Source organism: Ruficoccus sp. ZRK36, from assembly GCF_019603315.1.
Classification (GTDB): domain Bacteria; phylum Verrucomicrobiota; class Verrucomicrobiia; order Opitutales; family Cerasicoccaceae; genus Ruficoccus.
This window is the reverse complement of sequence record NZ_CP080649.1, coordinates 3,267,252-3,291,048: the sequence shown is the minus strand read 5'-3', so window position 1 is coordinate 3,291,048 and position 23,797 is coordinate 3,267,252. Positions and strand designations below refer to the sequence as shown.

Annotated in this window: 18 protein-coding genes; 5 read left to right on the top strand and 13 right to left on the bottom strand. The window is 54.9% G+C overall.

Translation table 11 applies throughout. From position 1 onward, the window contains the following. Positions 1–17: 17 nt before the first annotated feature. The 4 genes from K0V07_RS14330 to K0V07_RS14315 all read right to left on the bottom strand — a co-directional run bounded on the left by K0V07_RS14330 (position 18) and on the right by K0V07_RS14315 (position 6,096). Positions 18–3,116: a CusA/CzcA family heavy metal efflux RND transporter gene (locus K0V07_RS14330; protein ID WP_220622072.1), complete on the bottom strand. Its 3,099-nt coding sequence runs from the start codon at positions 3,114–3,116 to the stop codon at positions 18–20. A gap of 20 nt (positions 3,117–3,136) precedes the next feature. Next, positions 3,137–4,267: an efflux RND transporter periplasmic adaptor subunit gene (locus K0V07_RS14325; RefSeq protein ID WP_220622071.1), complete on the bottom strand. Its 1,131-nt coding sequence runs from the start codon at positions 4,265–4,267 to the stop codon at positions 3,137–3,139. 45 nt (positions 4,268–4,312) lie between these two features. Continuing rightward, complete coding sequence (locus tag K0V07_RS14320; RefSeq protein ID WP_220622070.1) at positions 4,313–5,584, bottom strand: TolC family protein; 1,272 nt, start codon at positions 5,582–5,584, stop codon at positions 4,313–4,315. A gap of 95 nt (positions 5,585–5,679) precedes the next feature. Beyond that, positions 5,680–6,096, bottom strand: a complete 417-nt coding sequence (locus K0V07_RS14315) for a hypothetical protein (RefSeq protein ID WP_220622069.1) — start codon at positions 6,094–6,096, stop codon at positions 5,680–5,682. A gap of 570 nt (positions 6,097–6,666) precedes the next feature. On the opposite strand from K0V07_RS14315, the gene K0V07_RS14310 reads away from it, so the two are divergent. Both K0V07_RS14310 and K0V07_RS14305 read left to right on the top strand, forming a co-directional pair. Continuing rightward, positions 6,667–7,041: a hypothetical protein gene (locus tag K0V07_RS14310; RefSeq protein WP_220622068.1), complete on the top strand. Its 375-nt coding sequence runs from the start codon at positions 6,667–6,669 to the stop codon at positions 7,039–7,041. A 26-nt stretch (positions 7,042–7,067) separates the two neighbouring features. Further along, positions 7,068–8,600: a type IV secretion system DNA-binding domain-containing protein gene (locus K0V07_RS14305; protein ID WP_220622067.1), complete on the top strand. Its 1,533-nt coding sequence runs from the start codon at positions 7,068–7,070 to the stop codon at positions 8,598–8,600. Positions 8,601–8,620: 20 nt separating this feature from the next. Here K0V07_RS14305 and K0V07_RS14300 read toward each other — a convergent pair whose 3' ends face one another. Both K0V07_RS14300 and K0V07_RS14295 read right to left on the bottom strand, forming a co-directional pair. Further along, positions 8,621–10,201, bottom strand: a complete 1,581-nt coding sequence (locus K0V07_RS14300) for a toll/interleukin-1 receptor domain-containing protein (protein WP_220622066.1) — start codon at positions 10,199–10,201, stop codon at positions 8,621–8,623. Positions 10,202–10,558: 357 nt separating this feature from the next. Then, on the bottom strand, positions 10,559–11,347 hold the full coding sequence (locus tag K0V07_RS14295; RefSeq protein ID WP_220622065.1) for a hypothetical protein: 789 nt from the start codon (positions 11,345–11,347) through the stop codon (positions 10,559–10,561). 146 nt (positions 11,348–11,493) lie between these two features. Here K0V07_RS14295 and K0V07_RS14290 point away from each other — a divergent pair, with 146 nt between their 5' ends. Continuing rightward, positions 11,494–11,910 (top strand): hypothetical protein, encoded by a 417-nt coding sequence (locus K0V07_RS14290; protein WP_220622064.1) that lies wholly within the window; start codon positions 11,494–11,496, stop codon positions 11,908–11,910. Between the two features lie 14 nt (positions 11,911–11,924). Here K0V07_RS14290 and K0V07_RS14285 read toward each other — a convergent pair whose 3' ends face one another. Together K0V07_RS14285 and K0V07_RS14280 are read right to left on the bottom strand one after the other, a co-directional pair. Then, on the bottom strand, positions 11,925–13,235 hold the full coding sequence (locus K0V07_RS14285) for a tyrosine-type recombinase/integrase (protein ID WP_220622063.1): 1,311 nt from the start codon (positions 13,233–13,235) through the stop codon (positions 11,925–11,927). 301 nt (positions 13,236–13,536) lie between these two features. Next, positions 13,537–14,613 (bottom strand): LacI family DNA-binding transcriptional regulator, encoded by a 1,077-nt coding sequence (locus tag K0V07_RS14280; RefSeq protein WP_220622062.1) that lies wholly within the window; start codon positions 14,611–14,613, stop codon positions 13,537–13,539. 56 nt (positions 14,614–14,669) lie between these two features. On the opposite strand from K0V07_RS14280, the gene K0V07_RS14275 reads away from it, so the two are divergent. Next, positions 14,670–16,013 (top strand): sulfatase-like hydrolase/transferase, encoded by a 1,344-nt coding sequence (locus tag K0V07_RS14275; RefSeq protein ID WP_220622061.1) that lies wholly within the window; start codon positions 14,670–14,672, stop codon positions 16,011–16,013. 25 nt (positions 16,014–16,038) lie between these two features. Here the strand turns inward: K0V07_RS14275 and K0V07_RS14270 are convergent, their stop codons facing one another. Both K0V07_RS14270 and K0V07_RS14265 read right to left on the bottom strand, forming a co-directional pair. Further along, positions 16,039–17,403 (bottom strand): cellulase family glycosylhydrolase, encoded by a 1,365-nt coding sequence (locus K0V07_RS14270; RefSeq protein WP_220622060.1) that lies wholly within the window; start codon positions 17,401–17,403, stop codon positions 16,039–16,041. Positions 17,404–17,505: 102 nt separating this feature from the next. Next, a complete protein-coding gene (locus K0V07_RS14265) occupies positions 17,506–18,282 on the bottom strand; it encodes a helix-turn-helix domain-containing protein (RefSeq protein WP_220622059.1) in 777 nt (258 codons plus the stop codon). A 179-nt stretch (positions 18,283–18,461) separates the two neighbouring features. On the opposite strand from K0V07_RS14265, the gene K0V07_RS14260 reads away from it, so the two are divergent. Next, entirely contained in the window at positions 18,462–19,772 is a 1,311-nt protein-coding gene (locus K0V07_RS14260; RefSeq protein WP_220622058.1) for an FAD-dependent oxidoreductase, read from the top strand. 5 nt (positions 19,773–19,777) lie between these two features. Here K0V07_RS14260 and K0V07_RS14255 read toward each other — a convergent pair whose 3' ends face one another. The 3 genes from K0V07_RS14255 to K0V07_RS14245 all read right to left on the bottom strand — a co-directional run bounded on the left by K0V07_RS14255 (position 19,778) and on the right by K0V07_RS14245 (position 23,417). Continuing rightward, entirely contained in the window at positions 19,778–21,406 is a 1,629-nt protein-coding gene (locus K0V07_RS14255; protein ID WP_220622057.1) for a S8 family serine peptidase, read from the bottom strand. Positions 21,407–21,679: 273 nt separating this feature from the next. Further along, positions 21,680–22,939: a GDSL-type esterase/lipase family protein gene (locus tag K0V07_RS14250; protein ID WP_220622056.1), complete on the bottom strand. Its 1,260-nt coding sequence runs from the start codon at positions 22,937–22,939 to the stop codon at positions 21,680–21,682. A 211-nt stretch (positions 22,940–23,150) separates the two neighbouring features. Beyond that, positions 23,151–23,417 carry a hypothetical protein gene (locus tag K0V07_RS14245; RefSeq protein WP_220622055.1) on the bottom strand — a complete coding sequence of 89 codons (267 nt, stop codon included), beginning with the start codon at positions 23,415–23,417 and terminating at the stop codon, positions 23,151–23,153. Positions 23,418–23,797: the final 380 nt, after the last annotated feature.

The following is a 23,797-nucleotide window of genomic DNA, read 5'->3' as shown; positions in this document are numbered from 1 at the left end:
AGATAGATTCGTTAGGATTATTTTTCTGGACTGATCGCGAACCATTTATACAGGGCTGGTACAACGAGGAGTGTGAGCAATGTCGATGACACCAAGCCACCGGTTACGGCGAGCGCCAGTGGTCGTTGCACCTCGCTACCAGTACCTGTTGCCAGCAGCAACGGCAACAATCCAAGACCAGTGGTGATAGCAGTCATTAGAACCGGACGTAAGCGGCGACAGGCCGCCTCAATCGAGGCTGAGCCAACGTCCATCCCTTCTAATACGAGCTGATTGATGTAGGTGATAAGCACTAAGCCGTTCCCCAATGCGATGCCAAACAACGCTATAAAGCCCACAGTCGCAGGCACAGAGAGGTTTTCCCCACTAATCCATAGTGCGACAATTCCACCAACTAGCGCTAAGGGAATGTTGAGTAAGATGAGTAGGCTGTTTCTAAACGAGTCTAGTGCGGCATAGATCATCAAAAGGATGAGCAGCAAGGTGATGGGAATGACGAGCGCGAAACGCTTATTCGCCTCTTGCTGAAGCTTGTAGGAACCACCCCAAACCGTTATATAGCCAGAAGGTAAATCAACCTCGGCGGCAATGGCCTTTTCAGCATCAGCGACAAAGCCGCCAATATCGCGGCCAACGACATTGGCTTGAATGGCAATGAAGCGTTGGCTGCGTTCCCGCGTGATCTGCCGTGGGCCGACAATTTCCTCTACTGCGGCCACTTCGTCGAGAGGAACGAGTGCCCCGTCTGAACTGCGGATGATTGTCTCTTTGATTGCATCCACATTATTCCGGTATGCTTCGGGATAACGAACAAGGATTTCGTAGCGGCGGATGCCCTCGAAAATGAGTCCGGCTTCAGTCCCGCCAATACCCGCTTGGACAACCCGTTGGATGTCTCCGATGTTTAGACCGTAGCGCGCGGCGGCTTGACGGTCGATTTTTATTAGCAACTGTGGTGAACCCGTGACTTGGTCGACTTGGACATCCCTGGCCCCTTCGATCTCGCCTAAAGTAGCGGCGATTTCGTTGGCCTTGTCGAGGAGGACATCTAGATCCTCGCCAAAGAGCTTGACCGCAAGTTCGGCTTGCACCCCTTCGAGTAACTCGTCGACAGACATTTCGATGGGTTGCGTGTAGTTGACTATTACGCCGGGTGGTTCGCCTATGGCCTCCCGAATATGTTCGACCATCTCCTCCTGATCATAAGGTTCGCGCCATTCCTCCGGAGGCGTCATAATCAGATATAGTTCAGCGGCGTTGATCGGGTCGGCGTGTGCGCCGACTTCGCCTCGCCCGATCCTTGTAACGACTTTTGTCACTTCTGGCACTTCAAGTATGTGCCGCTCGATAGCCTGTGTCATTTGCTTCGATGTTTCGATTGAGATGGACGGAGCCATTTTCAGCTTAACCACGACCGTACCTTCGTTGAGTTCGGGGGTAAACTCGGTACCTAGTTTTGGGAAAACCCATGCCCCGAGACCCAGCAACGCCACCGCACCCAGAACTGCCAACCATCGCTGATTGACAAGAAAGCCCACCAGTGGTCGGTAAGGTGCTTGCAGCACGCGTACAATCAGGCTCTCACGCTTGTCGGCTCCTGCTTGAGCTTCTTTTCGCTTGGGCTTACGCATCAGGAAATAAGCTAGTGTGGGCCCAACGATCAACGCATAAATCAATGCTCCACTCATGGCCAAAGCGATAGAGTAAGCCAACGGCCGGAAAGTTTTGCCCTCGACTCCAGTAAGCGTGAACAGGGGCAGGAAGACGAGGATGACGATAGCCACGGCAAAACCGACTGGGCGCGCCACTTCACCGCAGGCTCGGGCTACGATCTGGAGTTTCGTTTCTCCTGGATTGGCGGCTCTCAGATGTTGGTCGACATTCTCGACTACGACGATGGCGCCGTCGACCAGCATTCCAATAGCAATGGCCAATCCACCTAACGACATTAGGTTCGCGGATATGCCAAAGTAATACATGCCCAAAGTCGCAAATAGAACCGAAAACGGCAAAGCTATGGCAACAACCAGTGTCGGACGCAGGCCGCCCATAAAGACGACTAGAACAAGCGCCACCAGCAAAATGCCCTGAGCCAGTGCCGATGTGACCGTGCTCACGGCGGACTCCACAAGTGTTTTCTGCTCATAGTAGGGAACAATATGAACACCTTCGGGCAGGCTTGCATTAATCGTCTCAATCTTGTCCTCAACCCCTTGAATGACAGTCGAGGCATTTGTCCCGAAGAGTTTTATAACCTGTCCGGCGACCACCTCGGAGGTCCCGTTCTTCGTTTGCAGGCCACGGCGTATAGCTGCACCTTCCTTTACTTCGGCAACATCGCCCACGGTGATTGGCACACCATCACTACTCCCCATGAGCACAGATTCTAGGTCTGCTGTTGTCGTTGCGAGCCCCACCGAACGCACGACGTATTCCTCGTTATTGCGTTCGATGAACTGTGCACCGATGTTGAGGTTGTTGTCCTCCAACCGCTCGATGACTTCCTGCACGGTAAAGCCGTAACGTTCTAGCGCGAGGGGATTAACCACGACATGGAATTGCTTCTCAAATCCGCCGATCCCAAGCACCTCGGTTACTCCTGGGACATTCTGGAGATTGAACTTGATTATCCAGTCTTGAATCGAACGTAGTTCCGTCAGTGAGTACTGGCCAGTTGTGTCTTCGAGGTAGTAAAAGAGAACCAACCCCATACCAGTAGAGATCGGGCCCATCTCGGGTTCCCCGAATCCCGCAGGGATTGCTTCACGTGCTTCGTTCAAACGTTCGCCAACTAATTGCCGACAAAAGTAGATATCCATCCCGTCCTCGAAATAGACATTTACCACCGATAGTCCGAAGTTGGAAACGGATCGAATGTTCTCAATCCCCGGCAGACCGTTCATAGATGATTCAACGGGGAAGGTCACGTATTTTTCGATTTCTTCTGGTGCAAGTCCTTCCGTTACGGTGAAGACCTGCACGAGGTTTGGCGAGACATCGGGGAATGCATCGACCGGTAGTTTTTTGTAGCCCCAATAGCCTGCAGCCATAACGAGCAAGGCAATCACGACGATCAAGAGGCGCGAGTGCAGCGCAAATTCTACTAAGCGTTTCATATATGTTTTATCCTTTCAGCTTAGTGTGCGTGGCCGTCACCGAAGTTTTCTTTTTGCGAATCAGCTTTCAGAAAAAAACCTCCCTGAGACACATAGGTCTGGCCACGTTTCAGCCCCTCAATTACTTCGACACTTTTCGTGTCACCACGTCCAATGCGAACAGCTTGCGCCTCATAGCCATCTCCCTCGTCGGTCTGAACGAATACCACATTGGTATCATTTAACGTGTGGACAGCGGATCGCGGTACAACGACCGGCAGGCGATATTCATCCAGCAGCACGTTGCCGATCACAAAAAGTCCAGGCCGAAAGTGTCCCTGTGAATTGGGTACAACCGAGCGAATGAAACCTGTCCGGCTAGTCTCATCAACCACAGGTCCCACATAGGATATTTCCCCTTCACTCTGGGGATACTCGTGACCAGCCGACAGCCGAATCGTTTGCCCCTTATGCACTTTGGGGAGATCTCGTTGATAAACGCGGAGATCGATCCAGACTGTGCTTGTATCTGCAACCGTGTAGGCCACATCTCCAGCAGCGAGGCTTTCACCTGGCGTGATGTGAAAGGCGACGACCGTCCCATCTATGGGGGCTATCAGATTAAACGGTCTGAGTGTTTCATTGCTCTCCATCTCCGCCAAAACCTCTCCTTTCTTCACCTGATCTCCGAGGCGGGCATGGATTTTAGAAACGATTCCATCGAAACGAGGACTGACATGCCCCATGGCATTTTCATTTATGCGCACTTCTCCAGGAAGACGCAGTTCGTCATGAATCTCTCCAGGCCCAGCCGTTGCTACACGTATCCCAAAGTCTTGCATGTCCTTTGAATCGAGCCGGATAGGGCCACCATGTTCGTCGCCATGACCGTCATGATTGCCGTGGTCGTCAGTATCCGCATGGTCGTCGTGCTCTTTATGGGCCTGATGGGATTCCCCGTGTTTCGCTTCTTCGGAGTGATCGTGTGCGCTCGCTTCGCCTTTTTTACTGGCGTGCGCGTCGTGCGTCTCGTGTTGCTCATGAGTCTCGCCGTGACCGACCTCTTCCTCGTGGTCGTGGCCAGCATGCTCCTGACCGCGTACTGTCACGGACGACCCCAGAACTATAAACCCGATAGAAAGTAATTTTATGTAGTTTGAAAATGTTTTCATGGAAATAATTATGAATTTAAAATTAAGGTAATGACGATTGATTGACTACTGTTGCAGGCTCGCTGGACGCGTCAGGGCCTCAATAGTCGCTTGAGCGGAGGCGTAGCGTTGCAGGGCGTCGAGATAAGCCTCACGCACCTCAAACAGAACTTCCCGGCTTTCCAGAACGGCAAGTTGAGTGTATTGGCCGCGCTCGTACCCGGCGTTGGTGTCGGCCAGTGTTTGCTCTGCACTGGGAAGCAGGTCTTTTTGCACTGAAAGCGCCTCGGCATGAGCACTGGCCAGTGTCCGATAGGCGCGGTTGAGTTGAATGAGCATCTCTCGCCGTACAGCCTCCCGCTCGTATTCTGTTGCTCTCACATGTGCTCGGGCGGTGCGAATATTCCCCTGATTCCTGTCGAAGAGGGGCCAAGGAATATTGACGCCCGCAACAAATCCGTAGTTGCCCATATCTTCGTTGTAATAACGAGCGCCGCCAAAGATCTCCACGTCGGGTATCGCACGCGCCTTCTCCAGCTCCAATGCAGCTTCACGGCTCTGGAGCACAGCTTCATATTGGGCCAGTTGCGCTGTGCTTGGTAACCGGGAAGCTAGTTGGGTAAAACCCGGTAATTCAGGTTCCAAAGCAACGTTGCCCTCAACCATGAAAGATGGTTCGGGCTCGGCTCCCCATAAAGCCGCGAGCGTGGTTTTAGCCGTAGATAAGTTACGTTGAGCTTTGTCCAAGGCAAACTGCTGTTGGCGAACGGCGAGCGTAGCGCGTGTCAGCTCCACCTGTGGCGAGCGGGCGGCTTCGACGAGTCGAGCGGTTTCGCTCTCGCTTTCCTGAGCCAGCGTCAACTGTTCTTTACGCAGTGCGACGGAATTCTGAGCCAGCAAGACATCGACAAAAGCCGCCCTGACGTTCGCTTCCAATTCGGTTAGCAAGACTTCACGTTGCCAGTCAACCAGAGCGCGCTCCTTTCGGGCTAGAGCGGTCCGGCGTTCTTGTTTGTCCGCCGTTTCAATGACTTGGCTGATCCCTAAAGTGAGTTCCAACCCTTGAACTCCGGTTATTGGACCGGTGCCCGAGAAGTTTTCCGCTTCAAAACCAATAACCGGATTCGGGGGTAAATCCGCCTGATCGATTTGTCCCTCAGCGGCTTCCGCTTCAGCAGCGTTTATATTGAGCCGAGGATCGTTGTCGATTGCTCGATGTAGGGCTGCTGCAAATGTAACTGGTTCCGGCTCAGAACCGGTTGGCGTTTGCGCGAATAGTGTCCCTAGAGGGATAGAAAAAATTAGAGTGTATGTGGATAAATATTTATAAAAGTACATGGAAAATCCTGATGCAAGTTGGTGACTGCGCGCCCGAATGGGGCATGCAAAAAGCGGCTCCAGAATGGAGACGCCCATCAACGTTGATCAGGATTTCAAATGCGTAGCACGACTGTCTCTGCTACCAGCAGACAAACATCTACACTATGCGGAGGAGCGCGTGTCGGAGTCGGTCCGAGAACTTTTTCAGCTTTCCAGACAAACTCGGGTCGCACAACTATTTCAGGAGCATCGGCGGGAAGATTATTAAGCAATGAATCACCGTCCCGCAAAGCAAGCATATCGACACTGCTTAGCTCAACATCATTACAATTGTTACATTCATGAATTGATGCTTCATCAGTTCCATGACAGCATTCCTTCACAGGATCAATGCTGGCAATATGTAATGATCCTGCCGCGTGCAGACACATTAATAACCCATCAACCCCACCCAGAACTCCGTTCCAAGCGACAAGGCCAATTAACAGGGCTACAATTTTCTTCTTAGCACGCACGTTTATCGATTTCAAGACGAGATGAGAGGGATATGTCAAGCACCTTCTTTCACTTGAATCAGGCTCAGTCCAAATAGAGCCATGTGTACGTAGGAGGAGCTCCATGGAAATGCGATCACATGAAATAACTGGGTGCGACAGAAAGCATTTTGGTCTAAAATCAATCTAAAGACGATTACTCGCCTTAGCAGGGCAAAACCGTAGATACGGTTCTGTTCTCTGACTCGCAAAATCGGGCTGCGACCAATCGCAACCAGCGGTACGTGTCGATTTCGCGGGCGCGTCGAAAATTAAAATATATACCTCTGACGAGGAAGCTCTGCGCGAAAATCTACTACGCCTCGGCGAGCGCACTTTGGCGATGGACTTTGCGAAATCAAATGACAAGGGCAGGCAATTGAATCGTCAGGGAATAGATCACGCCCAATAGACCTCAAAACTTATTATCAAGGAACTCCAACAGCGAATGCTTAAGAAATTTCACGTGGCGCCGCCAGAGCCCCGCCAGCGTATCGAACCGCCCCGCCGCACGTTCAGACGGAGCCAAAGTCGGAGTATGCGACAATCAATGTTAGGCGAACCAATATGGAAACCGGGAACACCACTCAGGAAATGAGGCCGCCGGAAGGCGTCCTCAGCGCTTCGCTCAGCGAAGGCGCTCCCACGCTGCTCATAAAAACTCAGGACGGGCTACGCCGAATATTCCCTTGGATTCACTTCATCAATGGAGACTACGAAAATCTTAACGAAATTGAGCGGATTACGCTTCATTATTCCTCGCATGAGGTCTGTATGGAGGGCGTTCGTTTGGAACCATTATTTGAACGCATAGCGAAATTCAGCGTCGAGTGGATCAAAGCGAACGATAAGCGACTCATGGCGCGATGTCCGCAAGGATCGCCATTTATTGAGAAAATCTCGATCTCTGAAAAGAATAACATCCAGCCTTCATCGGAATGATTTCCCACTGAACCCCCTTTGACTGAATGCCCTTCGGCAACCTCATATTAAGCATTTTTTCCGGTTCTATAGCCTACGTCTTGCTATGGAGTCCAAAGGAAATGCTTGCCGCCTCCGCCTATGCTTTTGGCGCACTGGCCGCATGGCAATTTTACTGCGAATGCAGTCGATCACGGAGCAAAAGCAAGCCCGCAAAACCGGAGGCCGTTGATAAAAATCCGGTGATTTTCCGGTTTGGCCGCTTCGTCTGGCGCCAATCCGAAGCGTGCCGCCACTGGTTTGTTTCCGGGCAAACGGGCAGCGGCAAAACCTTTTTCTTTCGACGGGTGATCTGGCAGCTTTGCCAGAATACGCCGAATTGGGGCGGACTTATTCTGGATGAAAAGGGCGCCTTTATTGAGGTCTTACAAGGCATCTTCAAAAATCACCCCGCCAAAGATGAAAGCGACTTGATTGTCCTGGAGGTCCGTCCCGACAACGCGCCTGCGGACTGGAAACCCAAGGTCACGTTCAACTTTCTCGAAGTGCCGGGTATTCCGTACTCCAATCATGCCAAGACGATTGTGGATGTCGCCAGTTCCCTTACTAAAAAAGGCAATGAGAATCCGTTTTTTCAGCAACAGGCGACCATCCATATCGAATGGGGATTTCGCTTTTTGAAAGCGCTTGGTCAGCCGGTTACCATCCTCAATTGCTTCGATCTGCTGACTGACGAAGAATACTTAGAAAAAATGGGCGAAACGCTGGCTGAGTTCGATACGCCGGAAGCAAATGAGGTGCTTGATCATTTCGCAACCAGCTACCTGAGTCTCAATGAAGAAACCTTTCGAGGGGTTCAATCGACCATCGCGGGTTATTTGAGTTACTTCACCAGTCCCCAAATTGCAGAGGTATTCTGCTCCGAGGAGCCGTCAACGTTCACCTTTACCGATCTGGACAAGGGTAAAATCGCCACGGTCGCCATGCCTCAGAAATTCTCGGTTGAGCGCCGCTATATCTACACGCTCCTAAAACTGAGCTTCTACAATCACGGCCTGCAACGCTTCGACAAGTCCGCCAAGGAACGCGAAGGCCTGAATCTGCTGGTTGGGCTCTTTGACGAATTCCAGAAGACAGCCACCGCCAACGAAGCGGGCTTGAGCGACTACAACACCGTGGACACCTTGCGGGAAGCGAGCGTCATGGTCATGACGGGCACGCAATCCACACAAAGCTTGGTTCCGCCTATGGGCGCGGATAAAGCCAAAGTCTTTATCGCCAACATGGGCAATCGGGTGATCTTCAAGGCTGCCGATGAAGAAAGCGCCAAAACCGCCGCAGACTGCGTAGGCAAGCGGGAAGTCTGGCGCAAGTCGCAAGGCGTCTCCGGGGGTAAACATTCGTTTAACAAGCACAAGGAAGATCGCTACATCATCCAGCCGTATGAATTTCGCAAACTGCGGAAGTTTGAGTGCGTGGTACAGCACTGCGAACAGGGTTGGAAGAAAATGACCGTGCCGCCCATTGGACTGGACGGTAAGATTTGCGACTGGTGGGCGAAGGCCAAGCGTAAGCGGTGAGTTAGTATTTGATTCAGAAATCAGCTTAATAAATTGGGTAGGAGGTCTTTAAATCCGCCTAGTCGAGCATCGCGGTAAATTCCGATACGATTCAATTTGGCATAGTAATCCAACGATCGTTTCACCCATACAATCCAGTATTCATTGAGCTTTCGAATATCGTGTCCTGACAAAATACATTCCCTGATTTCGACTTTGCTCCGATAAAGGTACTGAAGACCACGCTCTAAGTTGTCATGCCCTAGAAACATTGTCGGTATGCCATGATGGTAGGTCTCAAGATTCGGCTTTTCATCTAGAAAGTGCAGAAATTCATTTACGGATAACAGGGCATAGTGTGCGCATACGAGCCCCTTAAGCGATTTGCCATCGAATATTTTTGAAATCCATTCGACTTCGGCGTGTAGGCGCATGAGGAAATTCCATGCGTTAACACAATTCCGGCCAAGTGTTTCCGGCCAACCAATGTGATTTGTTTGCTGCCATAATGTTGTGCTGTCCGACTGGAATCTCCGACTAACTGGCAAATTCGCCATACCAAATATGATGTGTGGTTGCTCGGATTTGACGCTCATTGCTCCGGCCAATGCTTGAAAGCAAAACACAAGTAATTCGGGAATCGAGCGAGTAACAACCGATCCAGCCCAATCCCAATCGGGTGGGTCAACTAACTCTTGTATCAGTGAAGTTTGGCGATTGAATCCCTGATTCGCTGCTTCGATGCCTGCTAAACCCATGCAGAACACTTCTTTGAATACTGCTAAAGATTCAAAAGCTATTTGGGGAAAACTTTCAGGTTCCCAATCTTCTTGTGTGTATTGCGCGCGATCCCAAGACTCCCTGAGCTCAAACAGCTTCATGAACGCGATCTTAATTCTTGAATCAAGTTGGCGACGCCAGATTGTGCGATTCCCAATGGTCGCGTAGTTCAAGGCGTCCTCGTAGAATTCTCCTGTGGCATCTGACGGTTCAGGAAAGACAGGGATTACGCCGGGGGGCTCTTTTGAATAGGGCTGCAAAACATCAATCTGACCAGGTGGCTCCTTGGTGTAGTTTGGACTCACTTGTACTGGTTTTACCGTAGTAGGGGATGTTATTGCATTACTCTTCTTTGGTTTGGGACCTCCGCCAACTGGTGGAATGTCGGGAGGGATTCCATGCAAACAGTTTACCAACTGCCGAAATGCCTCTTCACGATCAACGGAATTGTGGAAGTTTACGCCAAAACGGGTCGATAAAGAATCTGGCGCACGACATGAACCGTCGGATAGACGGTATATGGGAATGAACTTCTTCGTTTTGAGGTCACGAATTAGCTCACCTTCGACGATGATAGTCTCATATCCTGCGCCTCCTGTTCTCGAATTCGCCTTCTCAATGTATGGGTCAGTGCAAACAATCAATATCCACTCAGCCTTGCCGATGGCCTCTCTCATGAAGTAGACAAAATCATCACCCGGCCCTAGGTGCAATTGATCCAATATGGCATCGACTCCGTGGCTCAGACGTAGTTCAGTCACGAATTCGCTGACCCACTGCTTGTGTTCAGGGGAATCGTGAGAATACGATATAAATACTCTTGGGGCTGCTTTGCCGTCCATGCCTAAATTAGGCTCTCTACAAAGCTGATTTCTGCAAGTACGAACGTTTTAGCTGCTGTAAAATATCGGGAAGCAAGGAAGTACAGCCTATGTGTCAGATGTTGATCGCCTGATTCCAGCATTTGGTTAGCAGTAATTCAAAATCATTATTTCTTACTTCCTCCCTTATATCTTTACCAGTTATTGGAACAATAAGAGTCTCCTCCCGACTCCTGCGGCCCCTAAACGGAGTAATTGCCAAGCTTACTTACCATAGGCGCTGGCCAACTTATCAACAGTGGACAGATGCAACTCGGGGCTCGGTCTGCTGATCGCTGCCGGAGCCACATGGCTTTTTTTTGCAAGTGAACGGAGCGGCTACGTGCTCACTTTTTTCGGTGCGCCGGGAGTGGAATCCAAGGAAATGCCGTTTGATCGGCAAAACGCTCGAATGGTTTTTGCGGTCGGCATTTCATTGGCACCCACTTCACGCTCAAAGTAGGCTCCAAACTCCCGTATCGTGTATTTTTCTTTTGGATGCTCTAAGATGTAGAGCAGCAAATGGAATTGCCAAAACTGTCCGGGGTCATGGTCCCACCGACCGTTCTCGCAAAATTCGCCGTCTTTGAGGAATTCGAGGATGTCAGCGGTATCACGGAAAAAATCCGCACGGTTCTCAATGATCGCTCGCTCGATATAGCTTAGCGTCAGTCGCTTTAATCGGAAATCCGGCGAGTTATCGGAACTGTCGGTATGCCTTTTCCAAGCTCGAATCAATAAATAGGTCCCCGGGTCACGCCTGCCAATTCTGTGCCTATCTAGCAATATCAACAATTCTTTACGGCTTAGCCCGCCGTAGGCGCAGGTTAGACGTTTTTCGACTTCGGGCGCAATCTTCGCAAAATCCGTTAAGGCCTCATTGCCCCCATCGCTGCAAGTAGTCTTAAAAAGTCTGTCGCGTGATTTTTCGGTTGAAGCGCTGCCAGGCGGGGGCGATGCGTTGTCGATAATTTCATTATCAACAATCTGTCGTATCTGCCTCCTAAGACTCTCTGATGATCGCCAAAGATCATAAAACGCAGCTAATCTTGCCTCGGACTCACTGCTCATTAATTCATGTATAAAGTCCTCGCTGGCCACCAGTGGACAATTATCAACTCCAGACATTATTTTCAGAAATTAAAATTCATCATAAAACGGACTATTGGTCGGATGCACCAATCCGTCAAAAAATTCCATCGTCCTGATAATTCGGTAATACTCCCTCAGCGAGATTCCCTATTCTTTCCAGAGAAATGCGATATACTCTGAACATGGATATGAAATTGCAGAGCGACACTTCGGGATTCTTGAGTATGCTGATTCAACACCCCGCAATTCAAGGCGACATCGCGAGTTTTGCTTCAGCAATTATTAGGCAAGCATTGACAGATTCAAGTATCCGCAGGCAAGTTATCGACTCGATTCCTAAGTCTGAGATTATCGAAATTATCGGGGCGAATGCCCCGGTCGAAAAATCTGAAAAGTCGAACGTACCCGAAAAACTTGGAAGGCAGCAAATTAGCGGTAGGGACGCAGCAAGGATTCTAGGCTATAATCCTCGCTACTTCAGCCGAAGGGCCAAGGATTGGGGCTTAACAAAGATCAGGATGTCGAGAACATCATGTCGGTACTATCTGGATGAAGTGAACCGGATTGCCGAGGAGCGCGGGATTCGCAAAGCGACCTGAGTTCAAATGTGACCTCAAAAGATTGCCAGGCTTTTGTGGCCTTTCTTCTCTAGGTAACTCCGGGCTGTTGTCGTTACTTCAGAATGTCCAAGTGCTTTTGAAGCGACGTAGATGCCAAATTGCTCCGTGAGCTGCGAACCAAATTCCTTGCGCAATTCGTGGATCGCATTTCTTTGCGTGATTCCCTGAGTGTGCAACCAAGCGATAAGTCGCTTGAAATGATGGTCGCATCGATAATAATGGTATCTCACGGAAGGTTTTGGTTTGCGATTGCTTTCAATCACAAAGCTACCGGAGGCCTCTTCTTTAAATTTCGCGAGTAGCTCCACGACGGTTGCATCGACATCAATCACGCGTTCGCTCGATGCTCCTTTTACGTCCCCATACTCGGTTGCTTCGACGCGAATTTTATTCGATTTAAAATCGACGTTGGTCCAGAGCAGGGTATCCGCTTCGCTTCGCCGCATTCCGCACCCCAAGCACAGCAAGATTATCTTAAACTGCTCACGTTTTGATAGTGCTTTATTGAGAGCGATCGTGCTTTTCCGCATCTGTTTATCGTCAATAGCCGGAAGATCAGACAGTTCCGCGTACAGCTCTTCTTTCGCCTTGTTTGCCAAGGACATGAAATCGACCTCAGACTTGTACTGTCGAGTCGTAGAGCCACCGATTACGAGTCCATCGAAAGGGTTTTGAGGTAGCTTAAAAGTGAGGTGCTTAACATACTTCGGACTAAATAAAGCTTTTGAGTTGCGTAGGAGTGATGTCACGGTGGCCTTCCCCCGTCTTTGGGCAATGGGGTCTTGCTCTAGTCCATCAAGATAGTTCGCCCTCCACTGCATTATTCTGCTAGCGCTCAAGTCCGATATCTTTATCGAGTCAACCCTGTTGCGCCACGCTTTAACAGCCTCGCCACGGTGATAGCACCGTGATTTGTCCGCAGGGATACGAAAGACGCCGCTGACTACGGTTCGGAATTTTCGCGAATAGTCGGTGAAAGTTGTCTGTTTTATTAGCCGAAGGCGGCCAATTTCTTCCAGAAATTGGCCAACGGTTGGATCATCAACCGCCACAGTCTTTTTTTGTTTGTACTTTTCAAGAGTAGCTTGGGCACCGTTAGCACGGTTGTACATGTAGATTTCCAATGCTTTCTCTGCGGCAACCTCTTTGTTGCCTGTACCCAATTTGAAACGCTGTTGCTTGCCTCCGACGGACATATAAATCTCATACTCTGGGCTGGTGTAGGTGGAGCCATCTGTACGTTTGAACGAATTCTTGCGGATACGGTCATACCAATAGTCTAGTGTTCCTTTGGACGATTTCATGTATTCAATCTTAGTATTTCTCGTCGAGGCAAGCAAGCCTTAGTTGCTTATTTGTTGCTTAAATTGGGGGTGCTGAGTCCTGCCTAGATATGCCAAGCTCAGAATTCAAACTTCATCAATAATTTCATAAATCGCTAATTAACATATATTTGAATAACAAACCTGTCAGAACATGAAACAACTAGGCATACATAAGCAGAGGACTGAAAATCCTTGTGTCACGTGTTCGATTCACGTTCTGGCCACCATTTTAGAAAACCCGCTTGGTCTACGACTGAGCGGGTTTTTTTTATGGGCAAAATCAGCCGTTGATGGCGCGGCTCGGTATCTCTGCCCGGAGCGAGACCGGGGTGGGGCGCAGGGTGTGGCCTTCGTGCCAGGTGCCGTCCACATGGGTGCCGAGGGAAATGGTGTTCGGGCCGCAGTGGTTGCGGTGGAGCAGGGAGTTGAGGATGTCCACGGCGGCGGCGCCGATAGCGTCCCGGTGCTGGATGATGCCGCTGACGCCGGCTGGCTCATCCAGTGCGCTGAGCGCGACATAGCCGACATCGCCGGGGACTGCGATCCCGGCCTGCTCAAGGGTGCGCATGATGAGCATCCCGCGACCGATGATAACATCCGGCCGATAGCGCCGGAACCAGTCCAGGACGTTGCCGTCCAGCATGTCCGGGGTCAGAATGAGGGCGGGGATGTCACCGGTTTTCTCCGGCCAGCCGACGGCGTAGGCAGCCTCCCAGCGGTGGCCGACGCGCTCAGCCAGCGACTGGTAGAGGATCATGCCGGGGCGCTTGTAGCCCTTGGCCCGGAGGTGGTGCAGCACGAGCATCATGTCGTTGTAGTAGTTGGGGACGACATGGTGAAAGTGCCCGTACTGGAAAGCCCGCTCGACCATGACCACGGAGAAGCGCTTCCAGTCCATATCGAGCGTCGCTGAGGGGTCGGCCATCGGCCCGATGATGATCCCGCGAACACCCCGCGCGCGGAGGACCTTACTGAGGCGCTGCGGGGTCATGCCGTCGTTCCAGGCGTTGAAGTACTGGAGCGTGTAGCCGAGGGTGCGTGCGCGCTCGGTGGCGCCCTCGATCAGCTTTTGCGCGCTGTTGCTGGATAGCCATCTGCCCTCCGGCGATATGTCTGAAACCAGTGCGATGACGTTGAAGTCTTCGCGCACCTTTAAGCCGCTGCGGTAGGCAGCCAGTGCGCTCAGCGCCGGGTCGGGCGCATAGCCGAGGCGTTGCGCGGCTTCTTTGACACGCTTCACCGTTTCTGTGGGGATGGAGGCGTCTTCACGCAGGGCCATCGAGACCGCCGACACACTTAAACCAAGGTCGGCGGCAATGTCTTTGAGGCGTACACGTGCTTTATTTGTCTTACTCAAATGTTTCAGTAAGGTGCGCGTTGTACATAGGGGCTGTCAAGCGGTATTCTGGGGACATGAGTAAGCAATCCCGCCCGAATGTCCTCCTGATCGTGGCCGACGACCACCGCTTCGACGCTCTCGGCTGCATGGGTAATCCCACCGTGCAGACGCCGTATTTTGATGAGCTGGCGCGCACGGGTTTCCTGCTGAGGCATCACCACTGCATGGGCGGTATGCAGGGGGCAGTCTGCGTCCCCAGTCGTGCGATCATCTACACCGGCAAGGACCTCTTTACGGCCATGACGGCCACCGACCCCTGTCAGGAACGAGCGATGGGCACGATTGCCCCGGAAAACCTCATGCTGCCCGAGCACTTCCGCAACAACGGCTATCAGACGCACTTTGTCGGCAAATGGCACAATGACAAAGTGAGCCTGAATCGTGGCTTCGAGGGGGGGGGATCGATTTTCCTCGGGGGGATGGGACGTCAGGACGACATTCCGATCCGTCCCTACGATCCGACCGGAGAGTATCCGCAGGAGCTTGTTACCTCCGCTGGTGGCTTCTCCACCGAGGTCTTTGCCCGCAGTGCCCGTGAGTTTCTGCATGCGCGCGATGAGGAGCGGCCCTTTTTCCTGACAGTGGCCCTGACTTCGCCGCATGACCCGCGCATGCCCCCCGAGCCCTACGCCTCGCTCTACCGCCCCGAGGACATTCCGGTGCCGGCGGATTTTATGCCGGAGCATCCCTTTGACAACGGCGAGCTCATGATCCGCGATGAGACACTCGCCCCGCATCCGCGCACCCCCGAGCGCGTGCAGAAGGAAGTGGCCGACTACTACGGGATGATCTCGCACCACGACGCCTTTATGGGCACGATCATGTCGCAGCTGAAGGTCCAGGGCCTGTGGGAAAACACGCTCGTCATCTACACCTCCGACCATGGGCTATGCGTGGGCAGCCACGGGCTGATGGGTAAGCAAAACGTCTACGACCCGAGTGTGCGTGTGCCACTTATCATCGGTGGGGGTGCCGCTCCTCAGGGCTGCAGCGACGCGATGACGAATCACACGGACCTGATCTCGACCTTGAGCTCGCTGGCCGGTCTGCCCGCTGTCGAGGGCAGCGACGGGGTCGACATGAGCCCCTACATGCTCAAGAGCGAAGAGCCGCCCGCCCGTATCCTGACCGCGGCCTACAAGGACGTGCAGAGCATGGCCTCGGATGGGCAATGGAAGTTTATCCGTTACCGCCACAGTGAGCGTCGCGATTGTGGTACGGAGCGCATCCAGCTTTTCCACCTCGACGAGGACCCATACGAGCTTAACGACCTGAGCGAGGTCCCGGCCTGCGCTGAGCAGATCGATCGCCTCAGCAAAGCCGAGGAGGCTTGGTGGTCGACCCGGCCCTTCGCCTGATTCGAGTGTTAGTCGCGGACAGAGCCTACTTTAGCCGCAGCACGAGCGAGCGCCGGAAGGCGGGTAACTGTACGCCCTCAGCTGTGCGCTCGGCGACGGTTTCGCGATCTTCCCACGGGTCGTAGCAGGTGATGGTCTGCGTGCGGGGCAGCGAATCGGGGAGGGCAAAGGTGCTCGGCTGCCGTAAGGGAGCTGGCTGGCCATCGATGATTTCACTGCGCCAGTCAGAGGAGGTGTCGCGCAGCCAGATGAGGGACTGGCAGCGGCCGCTAAGGCCGTAGGCCCGCAGGTCATCTGTTTCCCAAACAGAGGTATGTACGGGGCCGTCCCCGGCAGGATTGAAGCCCTCGATGGCGCGTGCGAAGCGTCCGTAGTGCCACCACAGGTTGTGCTTGGTGACGTAGTAGTCCCAGTGCCACATCTGCCCACAGCCCGCCGATCCGCTGAAGAAAGGCGCGAAGATCAGGTCGTGCAGGAGCAGCCCCTCGGTATCGGACGCATAGAGTTTGGCCGGGGCGGAGTGGTTCGCCTCGACCGCGCCGGTCTCTGCCAGGATGACGGGCAGGTCGGGGGCCATTTCCCGCAGGGTGTTGACGGCATCTGCGCACATCAGGTCTGCCGGTCCCTGGCACTGCGTGAAACCCGCCGCCGGATCGAGATAGCGGTGGACCTGCACGAGGTCCATCGGGCGCATGGTCGCGTAGTCGGCGTAGAGGGCGTTCTGGCTTTCCCGGTCAAAGGAGCCGAGGCTCTGCATCACGCGGTGCCGGGGGAAGCGCTTGCGCAGCTCAGGCAGCATGAGGCGGGTCCACTGCGGCCAGTGGGAGCTGTTCACGGAGTTCATTTCGTTCCACAGCTCCCAGCCGAAAATCGCGGGATGCTCGGCATAGCGTTCACTGAGCCAGTCGAGTTTTTTCAGGTAAAGGGCCTGCCCGTCGGGATGGGTGAGGAACGCGTCCATATCCTCCGCACAGCCGCCGTTGGCCTTGGCGTAAACGGGCTTGTCGAAGGAGGCCGCGCCGGGAAAGATCTCCGCCTGGGCCTGGGTCGAGATCGACCGGAAATGGTCGAGGGTGAGCTTTACGCGGATGCCACGCTCATGCGCCATCTTCAGGACCCGGTCGAGCCGCGAGGCAACCCGTGGGCAAAAGACACCGGCCTGCTCCGGCTCAAGGTCGAAAAAAGCATGCCCCAGCCACAGGCGCATGTAGTTGCCGCCTGCATCGGCCAGCCGCTTGATCCACTGTGCGTAGAGGTCCAGCCCCTCCTGCTCGTTACTGATAAAGCGCGGGAAGCAGAGGTTCAGGCCGATGGGGATAAACGTTTTTCCGTTCTCCTCAAAGTAGCGGACGGGAGTGGATGATGGCGTAAGGCCGGATGTGTCTTGCATGGCTGCGGTCATTGGGCTGTTCGTAAAACCTCACGGTGGCAACGTCCTCGCTGCGAAGCAAGGGCGGTGATTCTCGCTATTGAGAAGATGGGGGATGGCCGCCTACAGAGTGCTTTCCTGGACGGCCTGACGGTAAGCGCGCGGGGAGGTCTGGAAGTGCTTGCGGACCCAGGCGGAAAAGTGCGGCAGCGAACTGAACCCGTACTCCATAGCGATACTCTTGACCGTGAGGGAGTGGTCCATGAGCGCAGCCTGCACGGCGCGCCTGCGCAGCTGCTCGCGGTACTGCCCGGCGGACAGCCCCGTCTCGCGGAGAAAGAGCCGGTTGAACTGGCTCAGGCTCAGCCCCACCTGTACGGCCAGGTCCGCCGTCGTCATCGGGTCGGTCCAGCTCTGTCGCCCGATTCGCTGGAGTGCGTCGCGTATGCGCGGGTCGAGGTGGCTTGGGCTCGTCGTCGGCACCTTGAGCGATCGTAGCAGTTTTAGGGTTTGGCTCGTCCACTGCGCGAAAATCTCCTGCAGCTCGAAGTACGGGTCGAGGCCGAGTTGGACATTGCGCAGGTGGGGGTCTGCCTGCGGGAAGTGCTGCTCCACATAGTGGAGGAGCCGCTCACTGATCTGGGTGTAGGACCGGACCTCACTTGCGGCAACGCTGTGGCTATGGCTGCGATCAAAGAGTGGAATGCCGGTCGGCCACTCCAGCGTGAACCGGATTGATAACAGCTCAGCATCTTCGCTGAAGGTTTGCAGCCCGTCCTCGGCGCGGGGAAAAATCCACTGCCCGGCGGCGTAGGTTTCGCGCTCCTGCCCAAAGCGCAAAAGCAGGCTCCCCTTGCGCAGCAGCCAGGCCGCCTGCGGGTGCGGGCAGTAGGTCTTCATGTGTGAAGGGGAGCGGTTGATGTAAGCCCAGTGGATGCATGTACTGAGTTTAGACATCCAATCAAAAGGCATTAATTCCCCGTCTGCTACCATCATGTGCGCAAAATATATAACTTAATCCGAACTTGTTGCAATCGTATAGACTGGGGTCTGGAGTGGGCTCTGTCAGGATCGAAACCATGACGCAAGTGATGATCCCGATGGAGATGGAAGAAGCTGGCCAGTACGATGTTATCGTGGTGGGCGGCGGTTTGGCAGGCTGCGTGGCAGCGGTAGCCAGCGCCCGTAACGGTGCGCGCACCTTGCTGGCCGAGGCGATGCCCTATCTGGGCGGGAACAGCACGACGGGCTTGCCGTTGGCGACATTTCGCACCGCGCACGCGCCGGAGCTCGCCGTGGCAGGCATCCCGCTGGAGCTGATGGACCGACTCTCAAAGCGCGGCGCGTTCACGCGGGATGTTCGCGAGGAGGACTGGCTACCCGTTGACTGCGAGGCGCTGCAAATCGAGCTCACGCATCTCCTCGATGAGGCCGGTGTCGAGCTGATCACTCATGCTCCGCTCCTGCACCTGGGGCGCGAGGACGGCCACTTGCGGGTGGCGGATTTTTACAGCAAAGACGGAGTCCTGCGCACCCGTGCGAAGTGCTTTGTCGATGCCAGTGGCGATGCTCAGGTGGCCCGACTGGCGGGGCTGCCCACGCCGATGGGACGGCAGCGCGATGGTAAGACGCAGGCCATGACGTTGGTTTTTACGCTGGGCGGCGTGGCTAAGGAGAAAATGTCTTGGGATGAGATTCAACAGACCTGGGATCGCCTGCGGGCAGAGGGTAAGAACTGGCGCAATCCGCGCGACGGAACCGCGCTCTCCGGGGCGCAGGAAGTCCCCGGTAAGCCCGGCGTTTACATGATGAATGTCACCCGCATCCTCGTGGACAAGGGGACGGACAGTCGTCAGCTGGCGCAGGCCGAGAAGGAGGGTCGCTACCAGATCGAGGAGTTCATCGAGGAGTTTCTGAGGCCCCATATTCGCGGCTATGAAAACTGCTACCTGACGCAGATCGGCTGGAAAATCGGCGTGCGCGAGACGAGGCGTATTCAGGGCCAGTATGTCCTGCAGGCCGAGGACCTGACCTCCTGCAAAGTCTTTGACGATGCCATCGCCTGTAACAGCTATCCGGTGGATATTCACAGCCCGGATGGCGGGGCGACGTTGTACAACCATCGCTTTCTGCCCGAGGGTGCTTACTACACGATCCCGTTCCGCAGCCTGGTCGCGGAGGGTGAAAATAATCTGCTGGCCTGCGGGCGCTGTGCTTCGGCTTCGCACGAAGCACTGGCCGCTGTCCGCGTATTGCCGGCGGCGATGGCCACGGGGCAGGCTGCCGGGACGGCTGCCGCTCTGGCGTGTGATTTGCCCGGCGTTATCGATGGTCTGGACATTGCCCACCTGCGCGAAACACTCGCAGCGCAAGGCGCGATCATTGGATAAATCCGCTAACGCTCAGGTGTGACTGCCTCGCTGGTTGGCCGGGTTTGCACCTGACCGGTGAAGCTGTCATTGCCGGGGCGTGAGTCGCTGCCGTTGATGCCGACGGTGGCGTGAACTTCCGTAAGATCCGAGGCATTCAAGGGGTCCGGTGTGATCTGAACTGGCTGCACGTAAACGTCGCCCGGGCCGAGGGCACCGAGTGCGATGGATTCCTCGTGGTCGGAGTACTCGATGGTCAGCCAGACCTCGCGCAGGTACTCCGTTCCGCGGTTTTCGACCATGACTTCGATCAGCCCGGATGGGGTGCCCTCTGCGGTGCTCACACTAAACCCTGCGGTGGCAGCGTCGAAGATCCCGCGCTGGTTGCGCTCGAGGATGCGCTCGATGTTGAGAATTCCTTGGCCGACGAATTCGTCCTTACCGGGCGTGGCCCCTTCGTTGGCGTTGTCGAGGACGGTTCCTATGGCCTCGTGCGCACTCATCCCCGGCTCCTGTTGCAGGACGAGTGCGATGGCTGAAGCCACCAGGGGCGCACTGAAGGACGTACCCGATACACTCGCGTAGCGGTTACCGTTCCAGGCGACCGGTACGCCGACACCGGGCGCGGCGATATCGACCTGCGGCCCGTAGTTGGAAAAGGAAGCGGGCTGGCCCAGCGCATCGACGGCAGCCACGGCGACGACGTCATCATAGGCGGCGGGGTAGGCGACCTGCCCGGCCCCGTCGTTACCGACGGATGCCACCATGATGACATCATGTGCGGCAGCGTACTTGACCGCTTCTCTGAGGACGCGGCTGTCTCCATAGGCACCCAGGCTCATGCTAATAACCCGAGCTCCCTGATCCACGGCCAACAGAATCGCCTCGGCCACCCGAAAGGTATCGCTCCGGCCTTTGTCATCGAGCACGGGCAGACTCAGGATGGTGGCGCCCGGGGTCAGCCCCGGTACGGGTGATTCCTGCCCGGCGATCAATGATGCGACGGCGGTGCCGTGGCCGACTGGGTCGCTACGGCCCTCGCGGGTGAGGGTGAGCAGGTGCGCATCCTTGAGGTCGGCGTGGTCCGTCTCCACACCCGAGTCGAGCACGGCCACGATGACGCCTTCGCCCCAGCTGGCATCAACTTCATCCACGCCGAGAAATTCCAGCACTCCCGCCCCAAAGGCGGCGTTGTGGGCGGAGAGGTAGGGCGAATCAGCGACAGGCGGCGGCGGGGTGATGGGAAAGTTGTAGCCGACCTGATCGGGGGCGGCCCCCAGACGTTTCCAGATCGGATCATAGGTGCCGATGCGGATGGCATTGAGGCCCGGTAAAAGGTCCCGTACGTCTACACCCTGCGCACGCAGCCAGGCCAGTGCCTGCTCATACTCATCCTGACTGTCAAAGACCAGCGTAGCCTCACCCCGCAGGGAGCCCGCCGGTGCTTCCGGGTAATTCAGGGAAAAGGGCTCGGACGAGATGGGCGCGGCTTTGGTCTCAGAAGGAGGCGGGGAAGGGGACTCGGAGAGGAATGACTGAGCTGCGGGCTCTCCTGCCTCACGGGAATGCGAGGCGCGCCCGAGTGACCAGGCAAGCCAGGCGCTCAGGCCGAGCAGGGCAACGGTCAGGATGAGTGTGAGAGCTTTTTTCATCATCGCGGAGCGATTCACATCAAGCGCCGCGAGCGGTTTTCAGCCTGCGACGTGTGATACAACACCGTTGCCTAGAGAAAGTTTAAACCGCTGGCGAACGAATTTCCTGCCGCGTAAAGCGACCAGAAAGATGGATTCTCCGCCGATACTCAGGATGACCTGCGGCTCTGACGCGCAGATGCGACTCTGGATAAAACAAAGGCTCACCGGGATCATCCCGGTGAGCCTTATCGTGGGCGGTGACTTGGATGCCGCCCGTTTTGCTTCATTGAGAAGTTACTTGGCGGAAGCCTGATCGATAGACTTCTGCACGTAGGGGGCCATGATCTTGTAGCCGTCGGTGTTCGGGTGCAGGCCGTCGTTAGCGAGGTTGGCAGGCATCTGGTTGTTTTCGTCCACCATCACGTCGTAAAGGTCGAGGTAGATCGCGCCTTCTTCCTTGGCGATCTTCTTGAGGCCTTCGTTGAGCTTCTGGATTTTGGCCGGGGGGCGCAGCTTGGTGCGCTCCAGGCGAGCCTGGCGGTCTTTGTGGTAATCCGAAACCGGCAGGATCGAGCAGATGATCATCTGGATGCCGTTCTTGCGGCAAGTCTCAGCGATCTGGCGCACGTTGTTCAGCGTAGCTTCGGCGGAGAACTTTTTCGGGATGTCGTTGGTGCCACCGAGGAACCAGACCACGTCCGGCTTCAGCGCGAGCACATCCTGATCGAGGCGGCCGACCATCTGGGCGGTGTCCTGGCCACCGATGCCGCGGTTGATGTAGCCCATGTCGGGGAAGTCGCGGTCAAGCTTCCACATGTCCGTGATGGAGTCGCCGAGGAACACGACGCGCGTGGTGCCGGCTTCCTTGGCGGGCAGCTTGGCGTTCTCGTCCTGGTAGCGGCGGAGCTGGTCAGGGTCGGGGAGGCTGTCAGGCGGATTGGCCGGACCATCGATGACCTCGACGCTCAGGTCGTCAAACCAGACCGTGCCGGTGCCTTCCCACAGGAAGCACTGCATGTTGACGTTTTCGGTGCCTTCGGGGACGGTGACGGTGGTCGTCAGCTCGGTCCAGTCGAAGTCGCTGGAGGGCGCCTTGAGCCAGCCGCTTTGCTTGTAGATATCCTGATGGATGTCTTTATTATCCGGAGCGCTGAAGGCGAAGCGGATCACGCCGGCGGGCATGCTGCTGGTGGCCTTCAGGTTTTCACCCTTCATCCAGGCGGTGACGCGGATCGTCTGGCCGGGGATGAACGGCAGCTTGCTCTGGCCCATGGCGATGCGCACGGGCTTATCCGAGGAAAGGCGCAGGGAGTACTTCCCGCTGTGAGCGGTGGAGTCATCCACGAGGACCATGGACAGGTCGCCTTGCCCGACAACGTCAGCATTTTTGGCCGGTGCCTTGGGGAAGAACGACGAGTAGTAGCGCGGATTCTGCTTCGAGCTCAGTTGCTCAAAGGACGGGTTCTGGACCAGGTTTTCACCGGCCCGTGCGTGGGAGAGGGTCAGCGTGGCGAGCACGCTCAACAAGCTCAGATGGATCAGTTTGCTTTTCATGATGGGAAACAAAGGAGATAAAGGCCCTTTGGGAAGGCCGTGCAGGAAAGGCCTAAGCATCTCTTAGGACGCTACTGTCTCGCCAGTCAATTTTTGCTCACACATACGTGTAAGCTGTAGACTCAGGTTGAAGCCCGAAAGCGTTTCAGATCGACCCCATTGAGGATCGGTTGCCCGCTCAGATCTCGAATTACTCTTGCTCGCGGTAGGCTTACTTTTCGGAGGCGGCGTTCGCCTGGCTCTTGTTGGCTGGTGCTGGCTGAGAGGTTGTATCCTCGGGAGCGATAAAGCGGATCTCACCATCCACGAGATAGTAGGTGGAGCTATCGGTAGTCTTTCGCACATCCTCGTCGCTCAGGGAGTACTTGAGGCTGCGAATCTGCGCCACGCTCATCTTTTTTGCGCTGAGGTCAAAGAGACTGTCGGCGAGCCATCCCGAGGGCAGCGGGTGATCGCGGGACGCGATGTTGAACAGCATGCAGCTGTTATCGAAAAGGGCATGGGAAGAGCTACAGGTAAGAACAAGGACTGCTCCCAGCAGACAGTGTCTGAACGGAAGGGGTATCATGCCTATTTGCAAGTAGGGTCATGACTCGGGGGTGGCAATCCTAATTTGATCAAGCTGTCTCATTTTGGGGGTATGATCTGTATTGCCAGTTGCTGTGATTACTCTTAGGACAGAGACGTGAAATTTTGACGCAGGGCGGGCCGTTTTGTCCCAGAAATGGCGGTGCCTGTAGATGACTGGTGTGTACGGTGTTGGCTTTTTAGTCAGTTGTTATATAGTATCTTATGAATGTTTCCGCTCGACTTCGCACAGCGAAAATCGGGTGGAACGCTTTGTGCAAATCCGTTCAC